17 protein-coding genes are annotated in these 23000 nt (G+C 31.4%); 4 read left to right on the top strand and 13 right to left on the bottom strand.

Annotated elements, in window-relative coordinates; all coding sequences use genetic code 11:
• The first annotated feature begins 126 nt into the window (after positions 1 to 126).
• From J1D01_RS04825 to rpe, 4 genes are all read left to right on the top strand, one after another.
• Complete coding sequence (locus J1D01_RS04825) at positions 127 to 1491, top strand: glycosyltransferase (protein WP_421150014.1); 1365 nt, start codon at positions 127 to 129, stop codon at positions 1489 to 1491.
• A 203-nt stretch (positions 1492 to 1694) separates the two neighbouring features.
• Positions 1695 to 2558, top strand: coding sequence for a sigma-70 family RNA polymerase sigma factor (locus tag J1D01_RS04830; protein WP_027137161.1), 864 nt, complete (start codon positions 1695 to 1697; stop codon positions 2556 to 2558).
• A 170-nt stretch (positions 2559 to 2728) separates the two neighbouring features.
• Entirely contained in the window at positions 2729 to 3136 is a 408-nt protein-coding gene (locus J1D01_RS04835; protein WP_421150015.1) for a BLUF domain-containing protein, read from the top strand.
• Positions 3137 to 3186: 50 nt separating this feature from the next.
• On the top strand, positions 3187 to 3849 hold the full coding sequence (gene rpe / locus J1D01_RS04840; RefSeq protein ID WP_421150016.1) for a ribulose-phosphate 3-epimerase: 663 nt from the start codon (positions 3187 to 3189) through the stop codon (positions 3847 to 3849).
• A 149-nt stretch (positions 3850 to 3998) separates the two neighbouring features.
• On the opposite strand, the gene J1D01_RS04845 is transcribed toward rpe, so the two are convergent.
• The 13 genes from J1D01_RS04845 to J1D01_RS04905 all read right to left on the bottom strand — a co-directional run bounded on the left by J1D01_RS04845 (position 3999) and on the right by J1D01_RS04905 (position 22997).
• Positions 3999 to 4418, bottom strand: coding sequence for a CBS domain-containing protein (locus J1D01_RS04845; RefSeq protein ID WP_372936665.1), 420 nt, complete (start codon positions 4416 to 4418; stop codon positions 3999 to 4001).
• Positions 4419 to 4498: 80 nt separating this feature from the next.
• Positions 4499 to 5335 (bottom strand): zinc-dependent peptidase, encoded by an 837-nt coding sequence (locus J1D01_RS04850; protein WP_372936667.1) that lies wholly within the window; start codon positions 5333 to 5335, stop codon positions 4499 to 4501.
• A gap of 209 nt (positions 5336 to 5544) precedes the next feature.
• The gene (locus tag J1D01_RS04855; protein WP_372936669.1) at positions 5545 to 6309 is read right to left on the bottom strand and encodes an SDR family NAD(P)-dependent oxidoreductase; all 765 of its coding nucleotides are present in this window, start codon (positions 6307 to 6309) and stop codon (positions 5545 to 5547) included.
• A gap of 43 nt (positions 6310 to 6352) precedes the next feature.
• Positions 6353 to 7639, bottom strand: coding sequence for an MFS transporter (locus J1D01_RS04860; RefSeq protein WP_372936671.1), 1287 nt, complete (start codon positions 7637 to 7639; stop codon positions 6353 to 6355).
• A 54-nt stretch (positions 7640 to 7693) separates the two neighbouring features.
• Positions 7694 to 8401 (bottom strand): FadR/GntR family transcriptional regulator, encoded by a 708-nt coding sequence (locus J1D01_RS04865; RefSeq protein WP_421150017.1) that lies wholly within the window; start codon positions 8399 to 8401, stop codon positions 7694 to 7696.
• A gap of 220 nt (positions 8402 to 8621) precedes the next feature.
• Positions 8622 to 9539 carry a polysaccharide lyase family 7 protein gene (locus tag J1D01_RS04870; RefSeq protein ID WP_421150018.1) on the bottom strand — a complete coding sequence of 306 codons (918 nt, stop codon included), beginning with the start codon at positions 9537 to 9539 and terminating at the stop codon, positions 8622 to 8624.
• Between the two features lie 92 nt (positions 9540 to 9631).
• Positions 9632 to 11125 (bottom strand): PKD domain-containing protein, encoded by a 1494-nt coding sequence (locus J1D01_RS04875; RefSeq protein WP_421150019.1) that lies wholly within the window; start codon positions 11123 to 11125, stop codon positions 9632 to 9634.
• Between the two features lie 22 nt (positions 11126 to 11147).
• Complete coding sequence (locus tag J1D01_RS04880; RefSeq protein ID WP_421150020.1) at positions 11148 to 12356, bottom strand: hypothetical protein; 1209 nt, start codon at positions 12354 to 12356, stop codon at positions 11148 to 11150.
• Positions 12357 to 12369: 13 nt separating this feature from the next.
• Positions 12370 to 13923: a RagB/SusD family nutrient uptake outer membrane protein gene (locus tag J1D01_RS04885; RefSeq protein WP_421150021.1), complete on the bottom strand. Its 1554-nt coding sequence runs from the start codon at positions 13921 to 13923 to the stop codon at positions 12370 to 12372.
• Positions 13924 to 13929: 6 nt separating this feature from the next.
• Entirely contained in the window at positions 13930 to 17157 is a 3228-nt protein-coding gene (locus tag J1D01_RS04890; protein WP_421150022.1) for a SusC/RagA family TonB-linked outer membrane protein, read from the bottom strand.
• A gap of 420 nt (positions 17158 to 17577) precedes the next feature.
• Positions 17578 to 19113, bottom strand: coding sequence for a RagB/SusD family nutrient uptake outer membrane protein (locus tag J1D01_RS04895; RefSeq protein WP_421150023.1), 1536 nt, complete (start codon positions 19111 to 19113; stop codon positions 17578 to 17580).
• 24 nt (positions 19114 to 19137) lie between these two features.
• Positions 19138 to 22194 (bottom strand): SusC/RagA family TonB-linked outer membrane protein, encoded by a 3057-nt coding sequence (locus tag J1D01_RS04900; protein WP_372937889.1) that lies wholly within the window; start codon positions 22192 to 22194, stop codon positions 19138 to 19140.
• 428 nt (positions 22195 to 22622) lie between these two features.
• Positions 22623 to 22997, bottom strand: coding sequence for a cupin domain-containing protein (locus tag J1D01_RS04905; RefSeq protein WP_372937888.1), 375 nt, complete (start codon positions 22995 to 22997; stop codon positions 22623 to 22625).
• Positions 22998 to 23000: the final 3 nt, after the last annotated feature.

Raw genomic sequence — 23000 nt, forward strand, 5'->3', positions numbered from 1 at the left:
ATCCTCAATTAAAACGTTTTAATTGAGGATTTTTTTTTCACATTCAATGTTAAATAATCATTAAATAAAATCTAAAACCAATAGTATAGCGTACATCAATTAAAAGAAAAAATCTCAATCAACACTATGCTATCAAATTATCGCTTAACAAACAACAAAATCAAAAACTCTTCAAATTTAAATATACTTATAAGTACATTTTTACTAATAGGTTTAGGTATTCTATTTTTTTATGTATTTCATACAGACTTCAAAGAATTTAATGAACAAAGACAGAGCTCAACATTTGGATATTTATTTATGCTAATTGCACTAGGTTTATTTATATACAAAGTATTCTTTTTCCTTTTTATGTTTTATAAATATTTTAAATATAAACCTATTGAAGCAGTAAGTAATAAAGAACTACCTAAAATTACTGTAATTGTACCTGCTTATAACGAGAGCCAACAGGTTTTTGATACTTTAATGAGCTTAAATAAAAGTGACTACCCAAAAGATAAAATTCAATTAATTTCGGTTGATGATGGCAGTAAAGATGATACTTGGCTATGGATGCAAAAAGCTAAAACTATTTTAGGCGAGAATTTAGAACTACACAAGCAACCTAAAAATATGGGTAAGCGCCATGCTTTATATTATGGTTTTAATAATGGAACAGGTGATGTTTTTGTTACTGTTGATAGCGATTCTATAGTAACTAAAAACACATTAAAAAACTTAGTAAGTCCTTTTATAAAAGATGAAAACTGTGGTGCTGTTGCTGGTAATATTCGCGTACTAAATAAAGCTAAAGAATTATTACCAAAAATGTTAGATGTAAGTTTTGTTTTAAGTTTCGAATTTGTACGTTCAGCAGAAAGCACCTTAAAATCTGTGTTTTGTACCCCAGGAGCCTTAGCCGCATATAAAAAAGAAAATGTACTAAATTGCTTAAATGAATGGATTAACCAAACCTTTATGGGAAAACCATCAGACATTGGTGAAGATCGTGCATTAACCAATATGATTTTAAAACAAGGTAAACATGTATTATTTCAAAGAAATGCTGTAGCTTTTACTAATGTACCTGATAAATATACTGGACTTTACAAAATGTTTATTAGATGGGGTCGTAGTAATGTAAGAGAATCTATAGAAATGTCTAAATTTATCTTTACAAACTTTAGAAAAGGCAGCAAAATAGGTAGTAGGTTACTATTTATAAGTCATGTAACAGAGTTAATTATGAGTTTTCCGTTTTTAATATTTATGCTATTTTTCGTAGCAGTTCATCCATTATTATTTTTAGGCTCAACTTTGGTAACTATTTTAATATATTCTACATTTTCTGTGGTATTTTATGCTTATAGATATGAAATAAAAGAAGCTGTTTGGGCCTATACCTATAGCATTTTATATACCTTTGGTTTGTTCTGGGTTACTCCATACGCTATTGTTACAGCAAGCCGTAGAGGATGGCTAACTAGGGGGTTAGCCGAAAAAAAATAAGTTTTAAATTAATTTTAACAGAAAACCATTTAACACATAATATAATTTATTGTTCTATTTGTAATGTGACTTAAACACCCATTTTGTATCTAAAAGTTATAGAAAAAAATATTATGCTACTTTTTTGTAACAAAAAGTATCAATTATACGTATAACTATTGAAAGCCCTATTAATTCACAATTAAATTACAGGAGAACATTAAATGAGACAACTTAAAATTACGAAGCAGGTAACCAATAGAGAAACCGCTTCCTTAGATAAATATTTGCAAGAAATTGGCAAGGTAGACTTAATTACTGCCGATGAAGAAGTAGAATTAGCACAACGTATTAAAGCTGGAGATCAAGTAGCTTTAGAGAAGTTAACCAAAGCTAATTTACGTTTTGTGGTGTCGGTAGCAAAGCAATACCAAAACCAAGGTTTAACATTACCAGATTTAATTAATGAAGGTAATTTGGGTTTAATAAAAGCAGCTCAACGTTTTGATGAAACCCGTGGTTTTAAATTCATTTCTTATGCTGTATGGTGGATTCGTCAATCTATTCTTCAAGCATTAGCAGAACAATCTAGAATTGTACGTTTACCATTAAACAAAATTGGTTCTATTAATAAAATTAATAAAACATTTGCCTTTTTAGAGCAAAGTCATGAGCGTCCACCTTCTGCCGAAGAAATCGCTAAAGAATTAGATATGACTATTAATGACGTTAAAGAGTCTATGAAAAACTCTGGTCGTCATGTAAGTATGGATGCTCCATTAGTTGAAGGAGAAGACTCTAATTTGTACGATGTATTGAATAGTGGTGAATCTCCAAACCCAGATAAAGAGTTATTGCATGAATCTTTACGTACAGAAATTGAACGTGCTTTAGAAACCTTAACACCTCGTGAGGCAGATGTTATTCGTTTGTACTTTGGATTAGGAAACCAACACCCTATGACACTTGAAGAAATTGGTGAAACTTTTGATTTAACTCGTGAGCGAGTAAGACAAATTAAAGAAAAAGCTATTCGTAGATTAAAGCATACATCTAGAAGTAAAATATTAAAAACTTATTTAGGATAATATTTAAATTACTCCTAAATTACAGCAACAGCAGTTACACACATAACTGTTCGTTTTTTGATTGATGAAAGAACCTCCGGCTGATTACCGGGGGTTTATTTTTTTCAAAAACAGTACAAAAATATTTGTGAATTTTTATTACTTTAGAAGTGACTAACTAAACCATACCCATGATTAAAACCATATGTTATATAAGTGATTCTGTTGAACATAAATCCATAGAAAAATTAAAAAAACTTTATCTAAAAGCTAAAAAAAACAACCATGAACTGAATATTACTGGCGTATTAATCTATAAAAACAAAAACTTCCTACAAGTTTTAGAAGGAGATGTTAGTTCTGTAAATACAACCTTTGAAAAAATAAAATTTGACAAAAGGCATAGAAATATTTTTGAAGTAATAAACACTACAACTGACGTACGAATTTTTCAGGATTATAATTTTGGCTTTACAATTGTAGATAATCAAGAAGGTATTAAAAATCTATATGAATATTTAGATTGGCTAAAAGTTGCTGAAAATCAATTAGCTAATGAAGTTATTACAATGGTTGAAAATTTTCTTAACAAGTTATAAGAAACTCAATGACAAAACCTCTATTTTTGCCGTAAATAAAATGCAACAACATGAGTTCTAAACTAATTGCTCCTTCAGTTTTAGCGGCAGATTTTGCAAATCTTCAACGTGATATAGAAATGGTTAATGCAAGTGCTGCTGATTGGTTTCATATTGATATTATGGACGGAGTATTTGTTCCTAATATTTCTTTTGGTATGCCTGTTTTAGAAGCCATTAATAAACATGCTAAAAAAACGATAGATGTACACTTAATGATAGTAGATCCTGATAGATATATTAAAACATTTGCCAATTTAGGAAGCCATATTTTAACCGTACACTTTGAAGCTTGCACGCATTTACACCGTACACTTCAAGCTATAAAAGCTGAAGGAATGAAAGCTGGTGTTGCTCTAAATCCGCACACCAATGTTAGTTTATTAGAAGACACCATTAATGATATTGATTTGGTTTGTTTAATGAGTGTAAACCCTGGTTTTGGTGGGCAAAGTTTTATTAAAAACACCTACAATAAAATTGTTCAATTAAAAGAAATGATTATACGTAAAGGTGCATCTACTCTTATTGAAATTGATGGTGGTGTTACTAACAAAAATGCGAAACAATTAGTTGATGCCGGAGCCGATGTTTTGGTTGCTGGTAGCTATGTTTTTAAAAGTAACAATCAAACCAAAACTATTAAAGACTTAAAAGCTTTAGCAAATTCTTAAACCTTTTTTTAAAGTAATTTAATAAGTCTGATGTGGCTACAATACCTATAAGGGTATTATTATCTACAATGGCAATACACAAAATTTTTTATAGGTATCGTAACTGATTTTGTAACTATATCTTTTGCCATACTAATAATATTCTAATATTAAAATTGCTTTAAAAGGTATCTAATTAAATCGGTAGTTGTTACAATGCCTACTAACTGATTATTATCTGCAACTGGTAATGCATGAAATTCTTTTTGGGCAAAAATTTCTGCAACTTCTTTTATTGAATTTGAAGGAGCAACACTCTGCACCTTTTTTTTCATGACTTGGTTAATAGTAAACATATTGTAAACCATAGCATCTGCATCATTATTGTCTTCATTAGTTATATCAGAAAAACTTAAACGAAGTAAATCTGTATAACTTAACATTCCAATTACGGTTTTGCCCTCAACAACAGGAATATGTCTTATATGGTGCTGTTTAAATAGCCTTTCGGCTTTTTCTAAATCGTCTGTTTTTTTTAATGTTATGACATGCTCGGTCATTATCGTTGAAATCGGTGCTTTTCGTATCATGACATTTAATTTTTAGCTTAGTTATCTCTAAATTTATTAAAGATTAGCTTATTAAATCATGATAAAAATCATGTACACCTCTAGTAACCAGTAAAATTAAAATTCAGCATTTGCTTAATAACTTTATATATTTGAGGAAACTGACTTTTAAACTCCTTTGGTGTTTCTATAAAATTCTCTATTGCTACAGCTAAAAATTCAAATCTATTAGTAAAAGCGTATTTTCTAAAATAATTTGATGTTATGAGCTCATTTTTTAATGATTCATTATGTGCTAAGGTTTTTGATAATTCATTAAAAGAATCACTAAAAATTGTAGAGCTAATATCTCGTTCTTTTATACTATTTAAGTGAATGGCATGGGTGAACTCATGAATTCCTAAATTAATGTTGTCATGACCATCTTCAAAGCCTTTTTTAAAATCTTCCCAAGACAATACAAGCGCTTTTAATTTAGGGTTAAACTCTCCTTTATGGTAAGCGTCATTAGTTTTAGAATAAAACTCACTAGGGTAAATAACTATTTTAGATATTAACCCTATATAAAAATCTCTAAAGCCAAAGGTTAACATTACTGCTGTAGCTGAAATTAAGACTTTCATTTCTTCTGAAACTTTTACGCCTTGTCTTCCTATAAAATCTTTATCTTCTATAAAAGACGCCAACCTGTGTTCAAAATAAGATTTATAAGGTTTAGAAAGTTTATTATAGAACGAAAAATCTTTTTTTAATATTGCTTTTTGAGAAGCATTAAGCTTTCTTTTTAACAAATAAGAATGCGTGTATAGTGGTTTTTTATGCTTGATAACATATAACAACTCTAATAATTTAAAAATATAACGTAAAACAATATAAAATAAAACAGCAAAAATTATTGCTAAAATTATCTTGCTACCAGAAGAGTATGTTTCTATCACTAAACTAATTTGTATATAAAATTATAAAAACTAATTAAGTTTTAAACAAAAAAGCAAGTTTAAAATAAACTTGCTTTTTATTTGGATCTCCTAAAAAATTCAAAATTGTAGTGTGAGAGAAGATTAATTTGAACAAAAATTTGGAGCTTTATTCCCTCTGTTGTTATCTATTATATACTTAAATTAGGATATAATAGACAATAAACTTATTAAATTCCTAAACCTTGACCTCCTCCTACTTGAATTGTCTCAGCAGTTAAAAATGATGCATCATCACTTACTAAAAATGAAATAACAGATGCCACTTCTTCTGGTTGCCCTAATCTTCCTAATAAAATATTGTTTTTCCAAGAAGCAAATACTTCTGGTTTAGTTGATTTTATTTGTGCATGGAAAGGCGTATCAATAGTACCAGGAGATACTGCATTAACTCTAATTCCATATTCTGCAAGATCTTTGGCTAATGCTCTAGTTATAGCGTGGACTGCTGCTTTAGAAGTACCGTAAATACCTGCTCCAGGTCCTCCTGCATTCCATCCTGCTATAGATGTATAATTGATAATAGACGGATTTTCTCCTTTTTTAAGAAACGGAATAGCTGCTCTTGAGGCAAAAAATGTTGAATCTAAGTTTAGAGCCATTACAAATCTATAAAATTCAGTAGTCATATCTTCAAACCTAGATCTACCACCTAATCCTCCTGCATTATTTACAAGAACATCTATTTTACCATATTTTTCACCAATTTTATTAATATTTGAAGTTACAGCTTCTTCATCTGTAACATCAAATCCATAATACTCAGATTTTATTCCTTCGGCTTTTAATTCTTTAACTCTTTCTGCTCCAGCTTCATCTTCAATACCGTTTAATACAACTGTATATCCATCTTTACCTAGCCTTTTAGCTACTTGAAAACCAATTCCGCCTGTTGCACCAGTTATTACTGCTACTTTTTCATTTGAATTACTCATACTATTTAAATTTAATTTTTTTTGTTTATTATTTTAATTGTTTTTATTCTACTGATTTAATATTTCTTGCAAAGAAATATATTGCTCCCACACCAAGTGGAACAAATATTGCAATTGCAATAAAAATTGGTGTATATGATAACTTATCTACTACTATTGGAACTAAAAAGTTCATTACAATTACTGAAAACACACCTATCATACCACCAAGCCCTGCTAATGAACCTACAGATTTTCCACTGAAAAAATCACTAGGCAAAGTTTGTACGTTACTAATTGCAAATTGAAATCCGAATAACACTACAAAAACAATGGCTACAAATTTTTCGGCCGTATTACCTATAAGTACTGTTGCTATTAAGCCTAATAACATGATAACGCCTCCTATTAAAATAGTTGTTTTTCTTCCTTTATCTATTGAATTTGTTTTAGCTATTATTTTTCCTGAAACATAGCCTCCTGCAATACTACCAATTGCTGCTCCTACATATGGTACCCATAAAAACATACCAACTTCTTTAACATTAAATCCGTAAACATCAAATAGGTAAATTGGCATCCACCCCACAAACAACCACCATATTGGCTCTAAAAAGAAACGTCCTATAACAACTGCCCAAGATTCTTTAAAGGAAAGAATTTCTGTTAAGCTTTTACCTTTTGTTTCTTCTGTGGCATTTTGGTCTGCTTCACTTTGCCCTTTTAGTATAAATTTTTGCTCTTCTTCTGTAATCCAAGGATGTTTTTTTGGTCCTGCCTTATTAATTAATAACCACGGAATAACCCATAAAATACCAAAAGAACCAATTACCATAAATGTAATTCTCCAACCAAAAGCTACAAACAAAGCTGCAATAAGAGGTGGTGCTACAACAGAACCAATAGAGGCTCCTGCGTTAAATAATCCTTGAGCTATTGCTCTTTCTTTAATAGGAAACCACTCTGCATTACTCTTTACAGCTCCTGGCCAGTTACCAGCTTCTGATATACCTAAAGTACTTCTAAAAAATGCGATAGAGAATAAACCACTTACTGTAGAGTGTAAAAAAGAAGATAAACCCCATACACCTATACTTATTACATAACCTATTCTTGTACCTACTTTATCAAAAAGTTTTCCAGAAAATAATTGTCCTAAAGCATAAAACACCATAAAGATGTTTAATATTAAAGCATAATCATCTTTTGTTAATTGCAGTGCGTGTGCAATTGTGCCTTCCTTATCAATTCCTCCCCACATTATACCCAGTGCACTTCTATCTATGTAATTGATAACTGTAGCTAAAAATATTAGCCCAATTATTACCCATCTTAATCCTTTAATTTTCATATGATTCCTTTTTAGTTTTGGTTGTTAATTCTTTAATTATCTCCCCTTTATTACTTATTTTTCTACGTTATAGCAATATTGATATAATGCTTTAAAATGAACTTTCATTTTTTCTTTTGCTAAAGTTGGTTGTTGATTTTTAATAGAATCATAAACATCTTTATGCTCCTTAATGCCAATAAAAGCCTGATTTTCATCACATACGTGATATTTATTAAAGTTTGTTATAATTTCTGGTGTTATACTTAACATTAACGCATTCATTGTTCTATTGCCACTTGCTTTAGCTATGGCCAAATGGAATAATAAATCTTCTTGAACGGCATCTTCACCAGAGAGCACCTTTCTCTCGTAAGCATCTAGAGCATCTTTAATACGTTTTAAATCTTTTTCAGTTCTTCTCAATGAAGCTAAACGAACAGTTTTAAGCTCTAATAATATTCTTGTTTCTACTAACGATTTAAAATCTGGTTTATCTAAATTTAAAATATCTTCAATCATACCATTTAATGCTATAACTCCAATATTTTCAAGGAAAGTTCCACTTTGTGGAATAGATTTTAAAAGTCCGTAAAACTCTAATTTATGAATAGCATCACGCACATTACTTCTTGTTACTCCAAACTTTTCAGCTAACATCCTCTCTGAAGGCAATTTATCCCCTGGTTCGAGATTTTTATAGTTTATCAAATCTCTAATCTTAGCAATGATTACATTTTGCACTTCCTGATTATCATTTATTGATATTGCTTCTATCTTCATATTTTAAAAATTTATATAAGAGACTGTTTAAATAGATGCTATTACTTAACAACTCCCCCCTTTGTTATTAACTAAAACTAATATTTAACCTCAATTTAATTGGTTGAAAAACATCGGTAAATGTACCAAAATTGGTTAAATGGTAATACCACATATATGGCAGAGTTTTACTATTACTATTAACAAATATTAAAAACGTTCTTTTATTCTAATTAGTTCTTTAATGGCTAACCTCTAATTCATAAAACCTAACTTTAGAAAAAGCTCCTTGGTCTCTAGACTGAAAATAGTTTCCTGCTTTAAAATAGTTTTCAAAAATACCCCATCTTTTTATATGTATACTATCATACACCTTATATTCATTGCCATTTAATATTATTACCATTTTACCATCAGACACTTTTACCTCTAAAGTAAATTTTCTAAACCCAACCTCTTGTTCAAAGTTAAACCCTTCATCATCATCCCAAGCATCTTCATGTAAAATTTCATTATCTGTGGCACTTAAATTCTTAAGTACTTTTGTTTTTACACGAATTTTACCTTTATCCCAATATATTTTTAATATTGGTGGTGCATTATTATCATCTTCTCCTATTAAATCTCGTTGCTCATTGGTGAGTCTACCATGAATTTGCATAATGATAGTTCTATGATAATTTCCGTTTGAGTCTTTAGAGGATGCCTCCATCTGAATTTCTCCCTTCATATAAGCTCCATCTGCAAAGGTCCAGTTTTTATTGTTGTTGCCTGGTTCCATTTGTTCTCTAAGCTCAGACCTTGTATATTTTGTATTTCGTGTTTTAGATTCGGTTGGCATTGCATGAAATACAATGGCTCCTTTTGTTGAATCTATGTACATATAAGGTTTTGCTATTGGATTATTGGCAAAATCTAATATCTCTGGTGGTTCAATTTCGTAAGGTTTCCCCTTTTCATTAGTTACTGGTAATGTTACTTTCCAGTGGCTTAAATCTATTTCTGGTAACTTTACTTTCTTTTTTTTCTTCTTTTTCTTCTTTTTAACTTTTTCTGTTTTAGAAGATTTATTTTGATCTGACTGTGCATTAGCAACGTTGATGTTAAAGCTCAACAACACAAGAAGAAAATTAAGTAAAGTTATTTTTAAATATTTCATTTTTGTTTTAATTTATTGATTATTGGGTCTATAAATTGTAGACCCAATAATCAATATTCAACAACTATACCAGGTTGCCAATTAATTGTTTATTAGAATCCTGGTGTAATTATGTCTATATTATCATAAAATACTTCAGTACTACTATCAACCGCATTTAACGCTCTAACATAAATTACAGCAATGTTTGACGATGCTTTAAATGTAAATGTTGTTGTTGTAAAGGTATCATTACTACTTGAAGATTTAGAGCTATTAAAGTCATTATCTATTACATAATAAGCATCTGTGTTAATAGCACGTGCTTCTTCTGTATTAATAGCTTCTTCTGTAGTAATTTCATTGTTTAAAATGAATACTTCTGTATTAACTCCTTCAGCTTCTGAACGAGAATCAATAGTAAAGGTATATTCTACACCTGGTTCAACTTCAACTAATTGATATAAACGACGGCAACTAGCATAAATTTTAACACCTCTACCACCACCTGCTAGTGGCCCAAATTTATTACCATCACTTGTAGATCCTGGTTGTTCATTTGTACAGAAATTAGCATCTATATAGGCGTTTAATTCTGTGTTATTCCAAAGTGCTCTATAAGGACTATCTATAGTTCCTAAAACATCATCAACTACAGTACTTCCAGGAGTCATATCCCAAGCATCTGCATTATCACTTGTAGTTCCTGTATGATCATTACAGGTACTATTTTGTACTATAACTTTAAAGGTAGGTTCTACACCACCAACTGGAACTGGTTTTGTAACGCTTCTTGATACACCAGCTTCATTAGTTGTTGTTAAGGTAACATCATAAGTACCTGCAACAGCATATGTGTGTGAAGGGCTAGCCTCTGTTGAAGTGTTTCCATCTCCAAAATCCCAACTATATGATACTGCTAAAATTGAAGTATCGGTAAAATCTACGTTAAGTCCAGATACATCAAATGTAAAATCTGGCACAGTTGATAACACTAAACCTTCTACATTTTTACTTACTGATACTTGGTCTCCTAAATAGTTTGTAGCTGTTAAAGTAACAACAAAGGTTTCAGCGGTTTTATATGAATGAACTGGACTAAAATTTGGATCTTCTTCTGTATCTTCAACATACCACTCTACAGATTCACCATCTCCAAAATCCCAAACTAAGCTACTAGCTCCTGTAGTTGAATTTGTAAATGTTACTTCTGAATCAATAGATGTAAAATCAAAATCAACAGAAACCGGTGATACATCAACCGAAGCTGTTGCTTCTAAACCATCGGAACTTACAGTAGTTAAACTTACTGTATATAAACCTCCTGCTGCATAGGTATAATCTGGATTAGCTTCTGTTGAAGTGTTTCCATCTCCAAAGTCCCAAAGATATGATACGGCGTCTGTTGAATAACTTCTAAATACTATTGTTAGATTGTTGTCTGCACTTGTACTTGTTGTAAATAACGTGTTAGGCTGTATATTATTTACATTTCCTGTAGGCGCTTCAAACGCTTCAAACCCGCTGTCATAGCATGATATAAATGCAAGCGTTAGTGCCAATATAAAAATACCAGATAAGTATTTTCTTTTTATTGTGTAAGTCATAATATTAAATTTTAAAACTTATTTATTGTTTTACTGTTATAGAAAATGCATCTAATCTAGCTTCGTCTCCAGAGTTAGTGGCAAATATTATTACTGATTCGTTTTCACCAGCCTCAAATGTTAGAGCATGTTGTTTGAAAACATCAACCGTTCTACCTTCGTTAGTATCTGTTCTAGTTGCAAGAATGTTTGCTTCTAGTTGTGCTTCAGCGTATGAGGATGTATTAGGAGTTAGAATAGAAACCGTCATTTGTCCTTCTGCATCAAGGTTAAAAGCACTAAAGTAAGTTATTACATATTCTGCACCTGGAGTTACCTCTATTTCTTGGTAAGCAACTCTTTCTCCTGTAGAAGGGAATTTGGCAGCTTGAACACCGTCTGGTAAAATTCCTTCTTCTGATTTGGAGTTAATTTGTATTACAGTGGTTCCACCTCCTACTGGGCTCCATGCATCATTGCTTGGTACTCTCCAAGAATCTCTACCATCTCCAGTACCATCAAATAAACTATTGTCTTCAAAACTTGGTTCTGCAATTTCAGGCACAGGAATTGTTGGTACTGCTTGAGTAACAGTTACTATTTTTTCTGTTGTATCAAATTTACCTAAGTTATCTGTTACTGTTAAATAAACTATATAATCTCCTGGTTCTGGAAATTCTATAATTAATTCTTGATCTTGAAGTGTTGCTGGTTCTAATGCGGCTATTTGAGCTTCGTAAGCTGCCACATTTAGTATAGTTTCATCTGAAAGACCATCTTCTGCTGCGATTAATTGAGCTTCTAAGGCTTCTATTTCTGCTTCCATAACCGCTACTTTATTAGGATCATCTTCACAAGGAATTTTAAATTCTAAATCGGCTATATCTTCTTCAATAGCTACAACAGAGGCTAATTCTGCATCTATTAATTGTTCTAAAACTTTTAAATCTGGATTAACTAAATTGATATCATCAACTGTATTACCATTAATATCTGTTATTGCCCATTGATATTGGGTTCCATTAACAGCTAAGTTTGATCCTGCTTGAAAGTTATATTCATATTTAGCCCATAATTCTACATCTTCGCAATTAAATTCTGAAGAGGAAACATCTGTTACGTTATAAAATGGTGTAGGGCCAGTTATATCTTCTAAATCCCCAACATCGGCTAAATCATCACTCACACATGAAGCTATAGATATAAAAGCCACCAATGCTATAGATTTTATATTTAATAAGTATCTTTTCATAATTTTTCTTTTTTTAATAACCACTGTTTTGTGAATAAAAATTAGGTAAATTATCTATCTCTCTTTGTGGGAAAGGAAGATATTTCATGTCTGGATTATAGTTTAAACTATTTTCATCTGAGAATGTTTGTAATACATCATCTGCTTCTCCAAATCTTATTAAATCATATAATCTTTGGTTTTCATAAACAAACTCTACGCGTCTTTCATCTAATAAATCTTGCTTAGTTAAATTAACAACTTCTTCTAAACCAGCTCTAACTCTTACTTGGTTAAAGGCATTAATAGCTCTTGTATCTGTAGTACTGTCTCCTCCGGCTAAAATAGCTTCTGCATATAATAAAAGTACATCGGCATATCTTAACACAATCCAGTCATTGTCTCCTATTTCACCATCTGTAGGGAATTTAGCATTAAATGTATCGTTTGTTATATCTGTTGGGTCATATGATAGTGCTTGTATACTTGCGTAAAACCTAACTGGTTGCAATTCTGGTGTCATTACCTCTAAGAAATCTAATGACGCTATGTTTACTCCATTTGATGGGCCTTGTAATGTCATTGCAAAACTAAATGATTCTGAGTCTGTTTCAACTTGATCATCTAAACCACTATCACTGGTTACGTAGTTATCGCTACTTTCTAAATCGTAGGCAATGGAGAATATAACTTCATCATTAATTTCATAACCTGGGTTATTAGTCCATGTTCCATCTGGAGTTCCATCGGCATCAGAATATGTTCCTATAAATTCATTGCCAAATACATTACCATAATCTAAAACTAGGTTATAATTATTTTCTCCTTCAGAAAGTGAAGGATCGTTTTCAGTGTATAATAAATCTAAATTATAAGAGCTATTGTTTTCTATAACTGAAGCTAACAACAATTCTGCTTCTGTATAATTAGGGTTTGGTTGACTTAAATAAGCCTTTGCTGTTAAACATATTGCTGCGGCTTCTGAAGGACGGTATCTGTTTTGATCTACACCGTTTAAATAAGCTATTGAAGTTTTAAAATCCTCAATAATTTTTTCATAAACTTCAGATTCTGGTAATTGCGGATAGTCTAAAGCTTCCTCTGTTGTAACATCTAAAACTTTATCAATATATGGTACATTTTTATAAGCTCTAACCAAATTAAAGTGGCATAATGCTCTCATAAAATAAGCTTCTCCAACAGTATATTGTTGATCTTCTGGAGCCAAAAACCTATTATCTATAATATTATTGGCATGCTTAATAGTTGCCATATTATTTGAATAGTATGTTGCAACATCTCCGTTATTTGGATCTACAAGATAAGCGTTAATGTTAGGGTAATTACCATTTTCTGTATTTGCTCTTACGTTATCTGACCGTAACTCTGTTAATAAAAACTCATTAGCGGGTACTTTTTGATAAGCATCTAAAACACCGTTGGCTAATAACTCAAACCCATTATTTGTTTGTAGTAGCTCTTCTAAAGAAAGTGCTGTTGGATTACTAAGATCTAATTCTTCTTTGCAGCTTGAAAGTAGTGCTAAAAAAGAAAAGCAAAGTAGTATATTTTTGTGTATCTTTTTCATAATTAATTAAAATTGAAAGTTAATTCCTGCTGAAACAGTTCTTACTACAGGTCCATCACCTCTTTGATAACCAGCTGTTAATGGTGTGTTAGCATTATTTGATGTTTGACCTTGAGCTTCTGGATTGAAACCTTCATAACCACTAGCAGTAAAGAACAATAAATTCTCACCTGTTATATAAAATCTTAGTCTGTCAATATCATATTTAGACGTAAATGATTCTGGTATTGTGTAACCTAATGTTACGTTTCTTAATGCAATAAATGAAGCATCTTGAATATGATCGTCTGTATACCTTCTATGTACTGTTAAATCTAAATCTGGGAAATTTGATAATGGGTTTACAGCAGACTCACTAGCGTAATACAGTTGGTCTAGATCTGCAACTCTAACCTCTGCCCCATGAGACCCTTGCCATAGAAATGAAAAATCAAAATTATTGTAAGTGATATCTGAACTTAAACCCCAAGTAAAATCGGGATAAGGGCTTCCTAATTCTGTTCTATCTTCATCATCTATAACACCATCATTATTTAAATCTTTTACATAAACATGGGCAAAGTCATTATTGAATCTGTTAAAAGGATTATCAATCCATTCTAACGGAACTTCTTTATCATAAACCCATCCATAAAAAGATGTAATAGGCTGCCCTACTTTTGCAATAAATTCTGTTGGTCTAGTATCTTGATCTATTCTTGAAATAATTTGTTCATTATTACCAAGACTTACAACTTCATTTCTATTTAAAGCAAATTGACCTGAAAGTCTCCAGCTAAAATTTTCTGATGTTAATACTCTAGAATCTAATTCTAATTCAACACCATAATTTTTAACCTCACCTATATTTTGCAACCAATTATCTGTACCATATACGCCGGCTACAGGTGCAAATAGAATTAAATCTTCACTGGTTCTTGTGTAGTAATCTGCAGAAAAGTTAAATAAGCTTTTACCAAAAGTAATATCTATACCTGGGTTAAACTCTATTAATTTTTCCCATCCTAAATTTGAATTTGCTAAAGTGGTTCCTTTAACTCCTGTACTACCGTTATAACCAATGGTACTATAAGTTTCTTCAAACCTGTAAAGTGATTCATATATATTATTTGATATTTCGTTAGATCCTGAAACACCATAACTGGCTCTTAGTTTCAAGAATGTTATAACGTCACTTGAAGATAAGAAGTCTTCGCTAGATAAAATCCAGCCAACTGATGCTGCAGGGAAAAACCCAAACCTTGTATTAGAACCAAACCTAGTACTTCCATCTGAACGTGCAGAAATTTGTAATAAATACTTTTCGTCATAATTATAATCTAATCTACCAAAATAAGATACTAATTTATCTGTACCGTTATTAGTAAAGGTGGTTCCTCCATCTGCTAAGGCTATATTATTATTAAAATCGTCTGTAAAACCAACAGCCTCAGATTCTTGTATATAAAAATCTCTGCGCGTATATTCAAATCCTAAAACAGAGTTGAAGCTATGCTTTCCAAAGCTCTTGTTGTATTTAAGAATAGACTCAAAAGCATATTGGTTTAATTCATCTCTTCTTTCTAGTCTGTAAGCCTCTTGATCTCTATTTTCTTGTCCGTAATAATAATCAGCTTCATTCGTTTTATTGTGTCTAAACACGCCTGAGATAGTTTGTCTAAAATTAAGCCCTTCTGCTAATTCAAAATCAATGTATGAAGAAGCGTTTAAACTTAATTTTCTTTTTACTCTAGATCTCTCAAGAAAATGCACTAAAGGATGTACATTTTTTGTAGTTGATAATGTTAATCCTCCAGAAGTTAACCCACTTGCAATTGGCACTCCATTAGCGTCTCTTAATATGTCTCTTGGGTTATTTGGATCTACTGTAAAGGTATGATCAAAAGCTCTAGAGAACCCATAACTTCCAACACCTAAGTTTTCAAAAAGTTTACCAGCATCTGTACTAACACCTACTGCTGTAGAAAATGGTGTAACATAATCTAAATGATCTTCATTTAAATACAATGGTATATGTCCATATTGTCTTATTGGGTCTGTAAACCTTGAAGGTAATTTATCTTGATCATTATAGTTAACACGTAAAGTTCCTCCAAACTTAATTTTTTTGTTTTTTGATTTACTATCAACTTTTATTCTGGCATTGTATTTCTTAAAGTTATCAACTAAAGCTATACCTTCATCTTCTAAATAACCTAGAGAAGCCGAATAGCTAGTTAAATCTGAACCACCTCTAACGGCAAATGAGTGACTTATTATTGTACCTCCATTAAAAATTTCATCTTGCCAGTTTTTCCAACCACCACCTAATGAAGCTATAAAATCCATAGCTTCTAATTCTGCATAAGCTGTATTATAATCATTAATAATTCTATCGTAATTTTGACTATCAACCGAGATACCACTTACAATACTCTGTAACCCATCTAAACGAGATCTTTCTTGGGATATTGAAGTATTAAAATTTTCATTAATTGTGGCATATTTAAAACCAGTAAAAGTATTATAAGAAAATCTTGTTTTTCCTGAAACACCTTTTTTAAGTGTTACTAAAATTACACCATTTGCACCACGAGAACCGTAAATAGCAACTGATGAAGCATCTTTTAAAACACTTATTGATTCTATATTATTATTATCAATTGAAGCCAATATATCAGCATCATTACCCAATACAACACCATCAACAACAATTAATGGTGCAGATTCACCTGTGATAGACCCAGGCCCTCTTAAAGTAATTTTAGGATCTCCTCCTGCTTCAGAAGCAACTGTCTGAATTCTAAGTCCAGCCACTTTACCTCTAAGAGCATCTTCAACACGAGATACTGCTACATCTTGAATATCTTTAGCTGTTACCTTTGTTAAAGCACTTGTTACATTTTTTTGCTTTTGGTCTCCATAGGCAACAACAACTATTTCGTCTAATTCTGATACATCTTCTGATAGCGAAACATTAATAGTTTTTTGATCTGCTACAATTACATTTTGAGATGCATATCCCACGTATGAAAATTGTAGCACATCACCAACTTTTACTTTAATTTCATAATTCCCATCAAAATCTGTGGTAGTACCATTAGTTGTTCCAACTACAATTACATTAACACCTGGAATTGGAAAATTATCTGTAACCGAAACAACAGTACCCTTTATTGTGGTTTGATTTTGAGCATTTATAGTAACACTCAACAACAATAGAACCACTAATATTAGCTTAGTTTTTAAGTTCATAATTAAACTTGTTTATGTTTAAAATGTTTAGTTTTATTTGAATTAATAGAATATCTTTATTAGTTTATGTCTTTTTGATATTTCTCTTTTAAAATGCTAACTTGTTATCTCTAGCAATCTCTTACTATAATGCACAAACTAGCTTAAAATAATTATTAGGACTATAGTTTTACTTCATAATATTAATGGTTTTAAGAGATTAAACACTTTATTTGGTGAACCAAATTGGTAAACCAATTTGGTTCACCAAATATATATTAATTTTTTGTTAAAAACAATTAAAATTGAATTTTAACATAATTTGTAAGCGAATATTTTTAAAAGAAAAAATGACATGAATTAATTCATTTAAAACCATTAAAAAACAAACCCTATGTTTATTAAACACAGGGTTTTTTAATTAATTAACTTCTAAAAAACTTAATTTGTAAGATTAGGATTTCTATCAATCTCATCTTGAGGTATTGGAGTGTCATAATCTACAGAAGCATTCCAATCTGGCTTTTCTCCTTCATAACCAGAAGCACTAAATACTACATCTCCTAACTGTCTTCTTTTTATATCATACCATCTTTTTCCTTCAAAGGCAAGCTCTATTCTGCGTTCTTCTAACACATCATCAACAGTTATTGAAGTAAGATTTTCTGGAACTGTACTTGCAGGAATGGTTTCTTCTACATAACCTCCATTTGTAGATTGCCCACCGTTTCTTGCTCTTTCTCTCACCATATTAAGAAAATCTATTGCATCAGCAGCACCTATTTCTACACCAGCTTCGGCAGCAATTAATAATACCTCTGCATAACGAATCATAGAATAATTATGACTAGTTGCTCTTTTATTACTTCTAGCATATGGTCCAGGATAACGTGTATATTTAGCTATGTAAGGTTGATTAACAGCGTGTTCGTGTCCACTTCGTTGAAAGTCAGTATAATCTACAGTAACACCACCAATTGTAGCTTCTGTTTGAAAACTAACACGGGTTCTATAATCATCTGGGTCAAATGAGTCATAAACAGCCATTGTAGGACTTGCAACAGACCATCCTTGATCATCATCATCACCTCTAATACCTGTCATAGGTGCTGTTTGGTCATAAGCATTATCAGGAGCTTCCACGTTATTATAATCTAATGCAAATATAGGTTCTATAGAAGCATCTATTTTGTTTGCATTAAATAAAGTTTGAAAATCTGGATCTAAATCTATATTGTAATCTCCCTTATTAACGATTAACTCTTTAGCTTTATCGTAAGCCATTTGGAAATATGGGCTTCCTGAAGTATTACCAGCCATTGTTAAATACACTAAAGCTAAATAAGCCTTAGCTGCTGCTTTAGATGGTGTAGCCCTAGATGTAACAATATATGGTAACCATTCTTCAGCATACTCTAAATCTGCAATAATTTTTTCATAAACTTCTGCTTCTGGAGTACATGATATAGAACTTAAAGAAGCTAAATCATCCGTTGGTTGATCTATATATGGTACATCTCCAAATAATCTTACTAAATGAAAATAATAAAATGCTCTTGCAAAATAAGCTTGTGCTGTAACTGGATTTTTAAATTCATCATCAGCTGAAACATCTTCGGCTCCAGCAATAGCATAATTAGCTGCCGCGATTCCCATGTAAATTCTATTCCAAGGGTCATATACCATTTCATTGTCACCTGTAATGGAATGCATATTCATCTCAACCCTATGAGTTTGAGAAGAATTAAGGTTTACCATGTCTGAGCGTAACATTAATGCTATAGAAAGTTTTCTTCCCCAAATTTCTTCATTTATAGCGTGGGTTAAAGATGCATTTACAGCTAATTGAATATCATCTGTAGTTGAAAAGAATCCTTCTGGAGACAATAAGCCCACTGGCTCTTCTTCTAAATCAGAGCACCCTATCATTGATAATCCCATTATCAACGATAATAATATATATTTAGTTTTTTTCATTTTATACGTTTTTTAAAATGGTTTTTAAAATGTTAAATTAAGGCTGAAACTTACAGATCTTACAGTTGGGTAATTTCCAAAATCAAACCCTCTTGTTGTGTTACTTGCTTGGTTATTACCATTTTGCCCACCCTGGCTACCATAATAATTAACTTCTGGATCTAAGCCTGAGTAATCAGTTATTGTAAATAAATTTTGTGCACTTACTGATAATCTTAATTTCTCAATACCTAAATCATCTATAATTTCTGAAGGGAAATTATAACCTAAAGCTATATTTTTTAATCTAATGTAACTTCCATCTTCTACAAAGCGAGAAGAGATTTCTCTAAAACTATTATTACCTACACGTGGCTGATTAGTATCTGTATTTGTAGGGGTCCAAGCATTATTATAATAGTCGTATGTAGTATTAGAGTCACCATTATTTAACTGAACGTTAGTCATATTAAAAATTTCTCCACCTTGAGATCCTTGAAAAAAGATGTTCATGTCAAAATCTTTATATCTAAAATTATTAGTAAGCCCCCATGTAAAATCTGGGTTAGGGTTACCAATAATTGTTCTATCATCATTAGTTATGTCTCCACTGCCATCTAAATCTAAAAATAAAGGATCACCAGCTACACCTCCAGAAATGGTAGCAGTACCCTCTGGTAAAGTTCCGCCTTGATACACACCTGCATAATCAAAACCATAGAAAAGCCCCACTTCTTCACCTTCTCTTAGTATATAGGTATTATTTACACTAAAATAACTTGGAGCTCCGTTACCAAACCAGTCGTCTCCATTAACTAAAGACGTTACTGTATTTTTATTTTTAGAAAATACAAAATCAGTAGTCCAGCTAAAATTGTCATTTGTTATGTTTCTTGTACTTAAAAATATTTCAATACCTTCATTTTTAATTTCCCCAACATTTTTTAATATTTCATCATTATAAAAACCTAAATACTTAGGCAAACCTCTGTCAACCATAATTAAGTCTTTGGTATCAATATTATAATAATCTAATGAAAGTGTAATTTTATTATTTAATAACCCTAAGTCTACACCTAAGTTAGTTTGATAAGAAGACTCCCATTTTAAATCTGGGTTAGCAGGTTGATTAGGAGTAACCGCCTGTACAGTTGAACCGTTACTAGAGGCATAAATATTCTCTAAACTTGCTAAAGATTGATAAGGGTCTATAGCAGGGTTACCAGTAACACCGTAACTTGCTCTTAATTTTAAGTTAGAAATGGTTTCACTATCTTTTAAAAAATCTTCGTTAGAAACTTTCCAACCTAAAGCTCCTGAAGGGAAAATGGCATACTTTTCATTTTCTGCAAAGTTTGATGCCCCATCTCGTCTAACTGTAGCTGTTAGTAAATATTTATCATCATAATCAAAATTCACTCTTCCAAATTGCGATTGAATTTCTTTTTCTGTAACATAAATATCACCAGATTGTGGTTGTATTAAGTTTGTAGCTGTCCATAAACCATAGTATGAAAAAGAATCTGAAATAGTACCTGTACCTTCATTATAAGAGCCTTTATTGGTTGTTTTTTGATAAGAAACACCCGCTAATAAAGTTAAGTTACCTTTACCTATTTCTTTGTTATAAGTTAAATAGTTTTCTGCTAATACATTTTTTGTTTTGCCTTCATCTATTATAGCTCTACCATTAATTCCTCCTGCGGTTACTTGCAACGTACGAGGCATATAGATTCCTCTAAATTGATTTCTAGAACTAAGACCGAAGGTTGTTTTAAAAGTTAATCCTTCAATAATTTCATAAGTTCCATAAAAATTAGCTCTAAAATTTTCTATTTCAGTATCGTCATCTCTTTGTGTTGCAACAGCCCAAGGGTTATCCACTTCATCACCAATTTGGTCATTTGTTGTAAATGAACCATCATCATTATAAACTCCTTTGTCTGGAGCAAAACGCATTGCTAAAGACACAACATCATCACCACCTACTGTAACAGAACCATTTGATTGTGTAGTAACACCACTTTTCTTACTTAAACCACCTGTTAAGTTAAGACCTACTTTTAATTTATCTGTTACTTGTGCATCTAGGTTTGATAGAAATGTTACTCTTTCATAATCAGAGTTTACTAAAATACCATCTTGTTTAAAATATGTACCAGAAGCATAGTAGTTAACTTTTTCTGAACCTCCTGAAACGGATAATTGATGATTTTGTGTACTACCAGTTCTATAAATCATTTCCTGCCAATCTGTATCAGCATCACCCTGTACATAAGGTGTACTATTTCCTTGATTAGCTCTTATTTGGTTTTGATAATCTGCAAAATCATTTGCATTTAATAAGTCTAACTTATTTGCGGTGCTTTGAACAGAAAACGTAGAATTAACATCTATATTTAACCTACCACTTTTACCTTTTTTTGTGGTTACTAACACAACACCATTTGCACCTTGAGAACCATAAATAGCTGTTGCAGAAGCATCTTTTAAAATCTGCATAGATTCAATATCACCTGCTTGTGGCATATTGGCTCCAACAAATCCATCAACAACAATAAGCGGACTACTACTTGCATTAATAGAAGTATTACCTCTAATTTTAATGCTAATAGGCGCACCTGGCTCTCCACCATTATTTGATTGTACATCTACACCAGCTGCACGCCCCTGAAGTGCTTGCGATGCATCTAACACTGGAAATGCTGTTAATTCTTCCGTTTTCACAGAAGAAACAGAACCTGTTACATCACTTTTTTTACGAGCACCATAACCTACTACTACTACTTCATCAAGTTCTGCTAAGTCTTCAACTAAAGTAACATTAATTGTTGTTTGATCACCTACGGTAACTGTTTTACTTACAAAACCAATATAAGAAAACTTCAAAGCATCTCCTTTAGAAACCTGAATAGAATATTTTCCGTCAAAATCTGTGGTAGTACCATTTGTAGTATTTACCACAATTACATTTACACCAGGAATAGGAACATTATCAGTACCAGATACAACCGTACCTTTTACAGTAATTCCACCCTGCGCAATCATTACAGCATTGAATAACAATACTGCGATTAGAGTTAGTTTAATTTTAAAATTCATAATTTGTCTTTTTAGTTAAAATTGTTTCAGTTTGAATTAGTTTTTACCAATTCACTTATTAATCAATTCACACTAATTGCTAAACAAAACTGAACCTTAAACTTTTTTTTGTAGTTTTGAGGCTTCATGTTATTGTATAACAATACGTGTATTAATTTTACTTCCATTTAGACAAGAAGTAGATAGTTCAAAAAAGGATAGGCGCGCACCTGTCCTTTTTTATTTTTTGTTCATAATAGGATGGTGGTTTTTTGAAAAGTTATACATTTAGTTTAGTTTTTTTTGGAGAACCAAACTGGTTTCCCAAATTGGTTTTCCAGATTGGTTCTCCAAATATATGTTATTTTTTTGTTAAAAAACAAAAAAATATCAAAATTAACTTTTTACTGTACAGAATATTAACAGATACAGTTAAAAGAATTTAATTACTATTTTTTGTCTCCAAAATAAGATACTTCTCCTCCACTTAAGAAATCTTCTCTTACAGGGCTAAAAGTATCAATTAATATACCTTCTTCTAAACAAACGGCGCTATGCATTAAATTAGGTTCTATATACACGCCATCTCCTGCCTCTACAATTTTTTTTACACCATCTATTTCAAATTCAAATTTACCAGCAGCACAATATGTGGCTTGTGTGTGAAAGTGTTGATGTGGCGTTCCTAATGCTCCTTTCTCAAATTTTACTTTAACCATCATTATTTGGTTATCATAACCTAAGAATTTTCTTGATACTCCGCCACCAAGCTCTTCCCATTCCATGTCTTTTGTAATAATGTACTTTTCACTAAATCGTTTCATAAT

Origin of the sequence: Seonamhaeicola sp. NFXS20 (assembly GCF_049132085.1) — a bacterium.
GTDB lineage: Bacteria > Bacteroidota > Bacteroidia > Flavobacteriales > Flavobacteriaceae > Seonamhaeicola.

Bases quoted from the DNA above. Each gene is read 5' to 3' on its own strand.
- J1D01_RS04825 (WP_421150014.1), top strand. From the start codon at position 127: ATGCTATCAAATTATCGCTTAACAAACAACAAAATCAAAAACTCTTCA.
- J1D01_RS04830 (WP_027137161.1), top strand. From the start codon at position 1,695: ATGAGACAACTTAAAATTACGAAGCAGGTAACCAATAGAGAAACCGCT.
- J1D01_RS04835 (WP_421150015.1), top strand. From the start codon at position 2,729: ATGATTAAAACCATATGTTATATAAGTGATTCTGTTGAACATAAATCC.
- rpe (WP_421150016.1), top strand. From the start codon at position 3,187: ATGAGTTCTAAACTAATTGCTCCTTCAGTTTTAGCGGCAGATTTTGCA.
- J1D01_RS04845 (WP_372936665.1), bottom strand. From the start codon at position 4,418: ATGATACGAAAAGCACCGATTTCAACGATAATGACCGAGCATGTCATA.
- J1D01_RS04855 (WP_372936669.1), bottom strand. From the start codon at position 6,309: ATGAGTAATTCAAATGAAAAAGTAGCAGTAATAACTGGTGCAACAGGC.
- J1D01_RS04860 (WP_372936671.1), bottom strand. From the start codon at position 7,639: ATGAAAATTAAAGGATTAAGATGGGTAATAATTGGGCTAATATTTTTA.
- J1D01_RS04865 (WP_421150017.1), bottom strand. From the start codon at position 8,401: ATGAAGATAGAAGCAATATCAATAAATGATAATCAGGAAGTGCAAAAT.
- J1D01_RS04870 (WP_421150018.1), bottom strand. From the start codon at position 9,539: ATGAAATATTTAAAAATAACTTTACTTAATTTTCTTCTTGTGTTGTTG.
- J1D01_RS04875 (WP_421150019.1), bottom strand. From the start codon at position 11,125: ATGACTTACACAATAAAAAGAAAATACTTATCTGGTATTTTTATATTG.
- J1D01_RS04880 (WP_421150020.1), bottom strand. From the start codon at position 12,356: ATGAAAAGATACTTATTAAATATAAAATCTATAGCATTGGTGGCTTTT.
- J1D01_RS04885 (WP_421150021.1), bottom strand. From the start codon at position 13,923: ATGAAAAAGATACACAAAAATATACTACTTTGCTTTTCTTTTTTAGCA.
- J1D01_RS04890 (WP_421150022.1), bottom strand. From the start codon at position 17,157: ATGAACTTAAAAACTAAGCTAATATTAGTGGTTCTATTGTTGTTGAGT.
- J1D01_RS04895 (WP_421150023.1), bottom strand. From the start codon at position 19,113: ATGAAAAAAACTAAATATATATTATTATCGTTGATAATGGGATTATCA.
- J1D01_RS04900 (WP_372937889.1), bottom strand. From the start codon at position 22,194: ATGAATTTTAAAATTAAACTAACTCTAATCGCAGTATTGTTATTCAAT.
- J1D01_RS04905 (WP_372937888.1), bottom strand. From the start codon at position 22,997: ATGAAACGATTTAGTGAAAAGTACATTATTACAAAAGACATGGAATGG.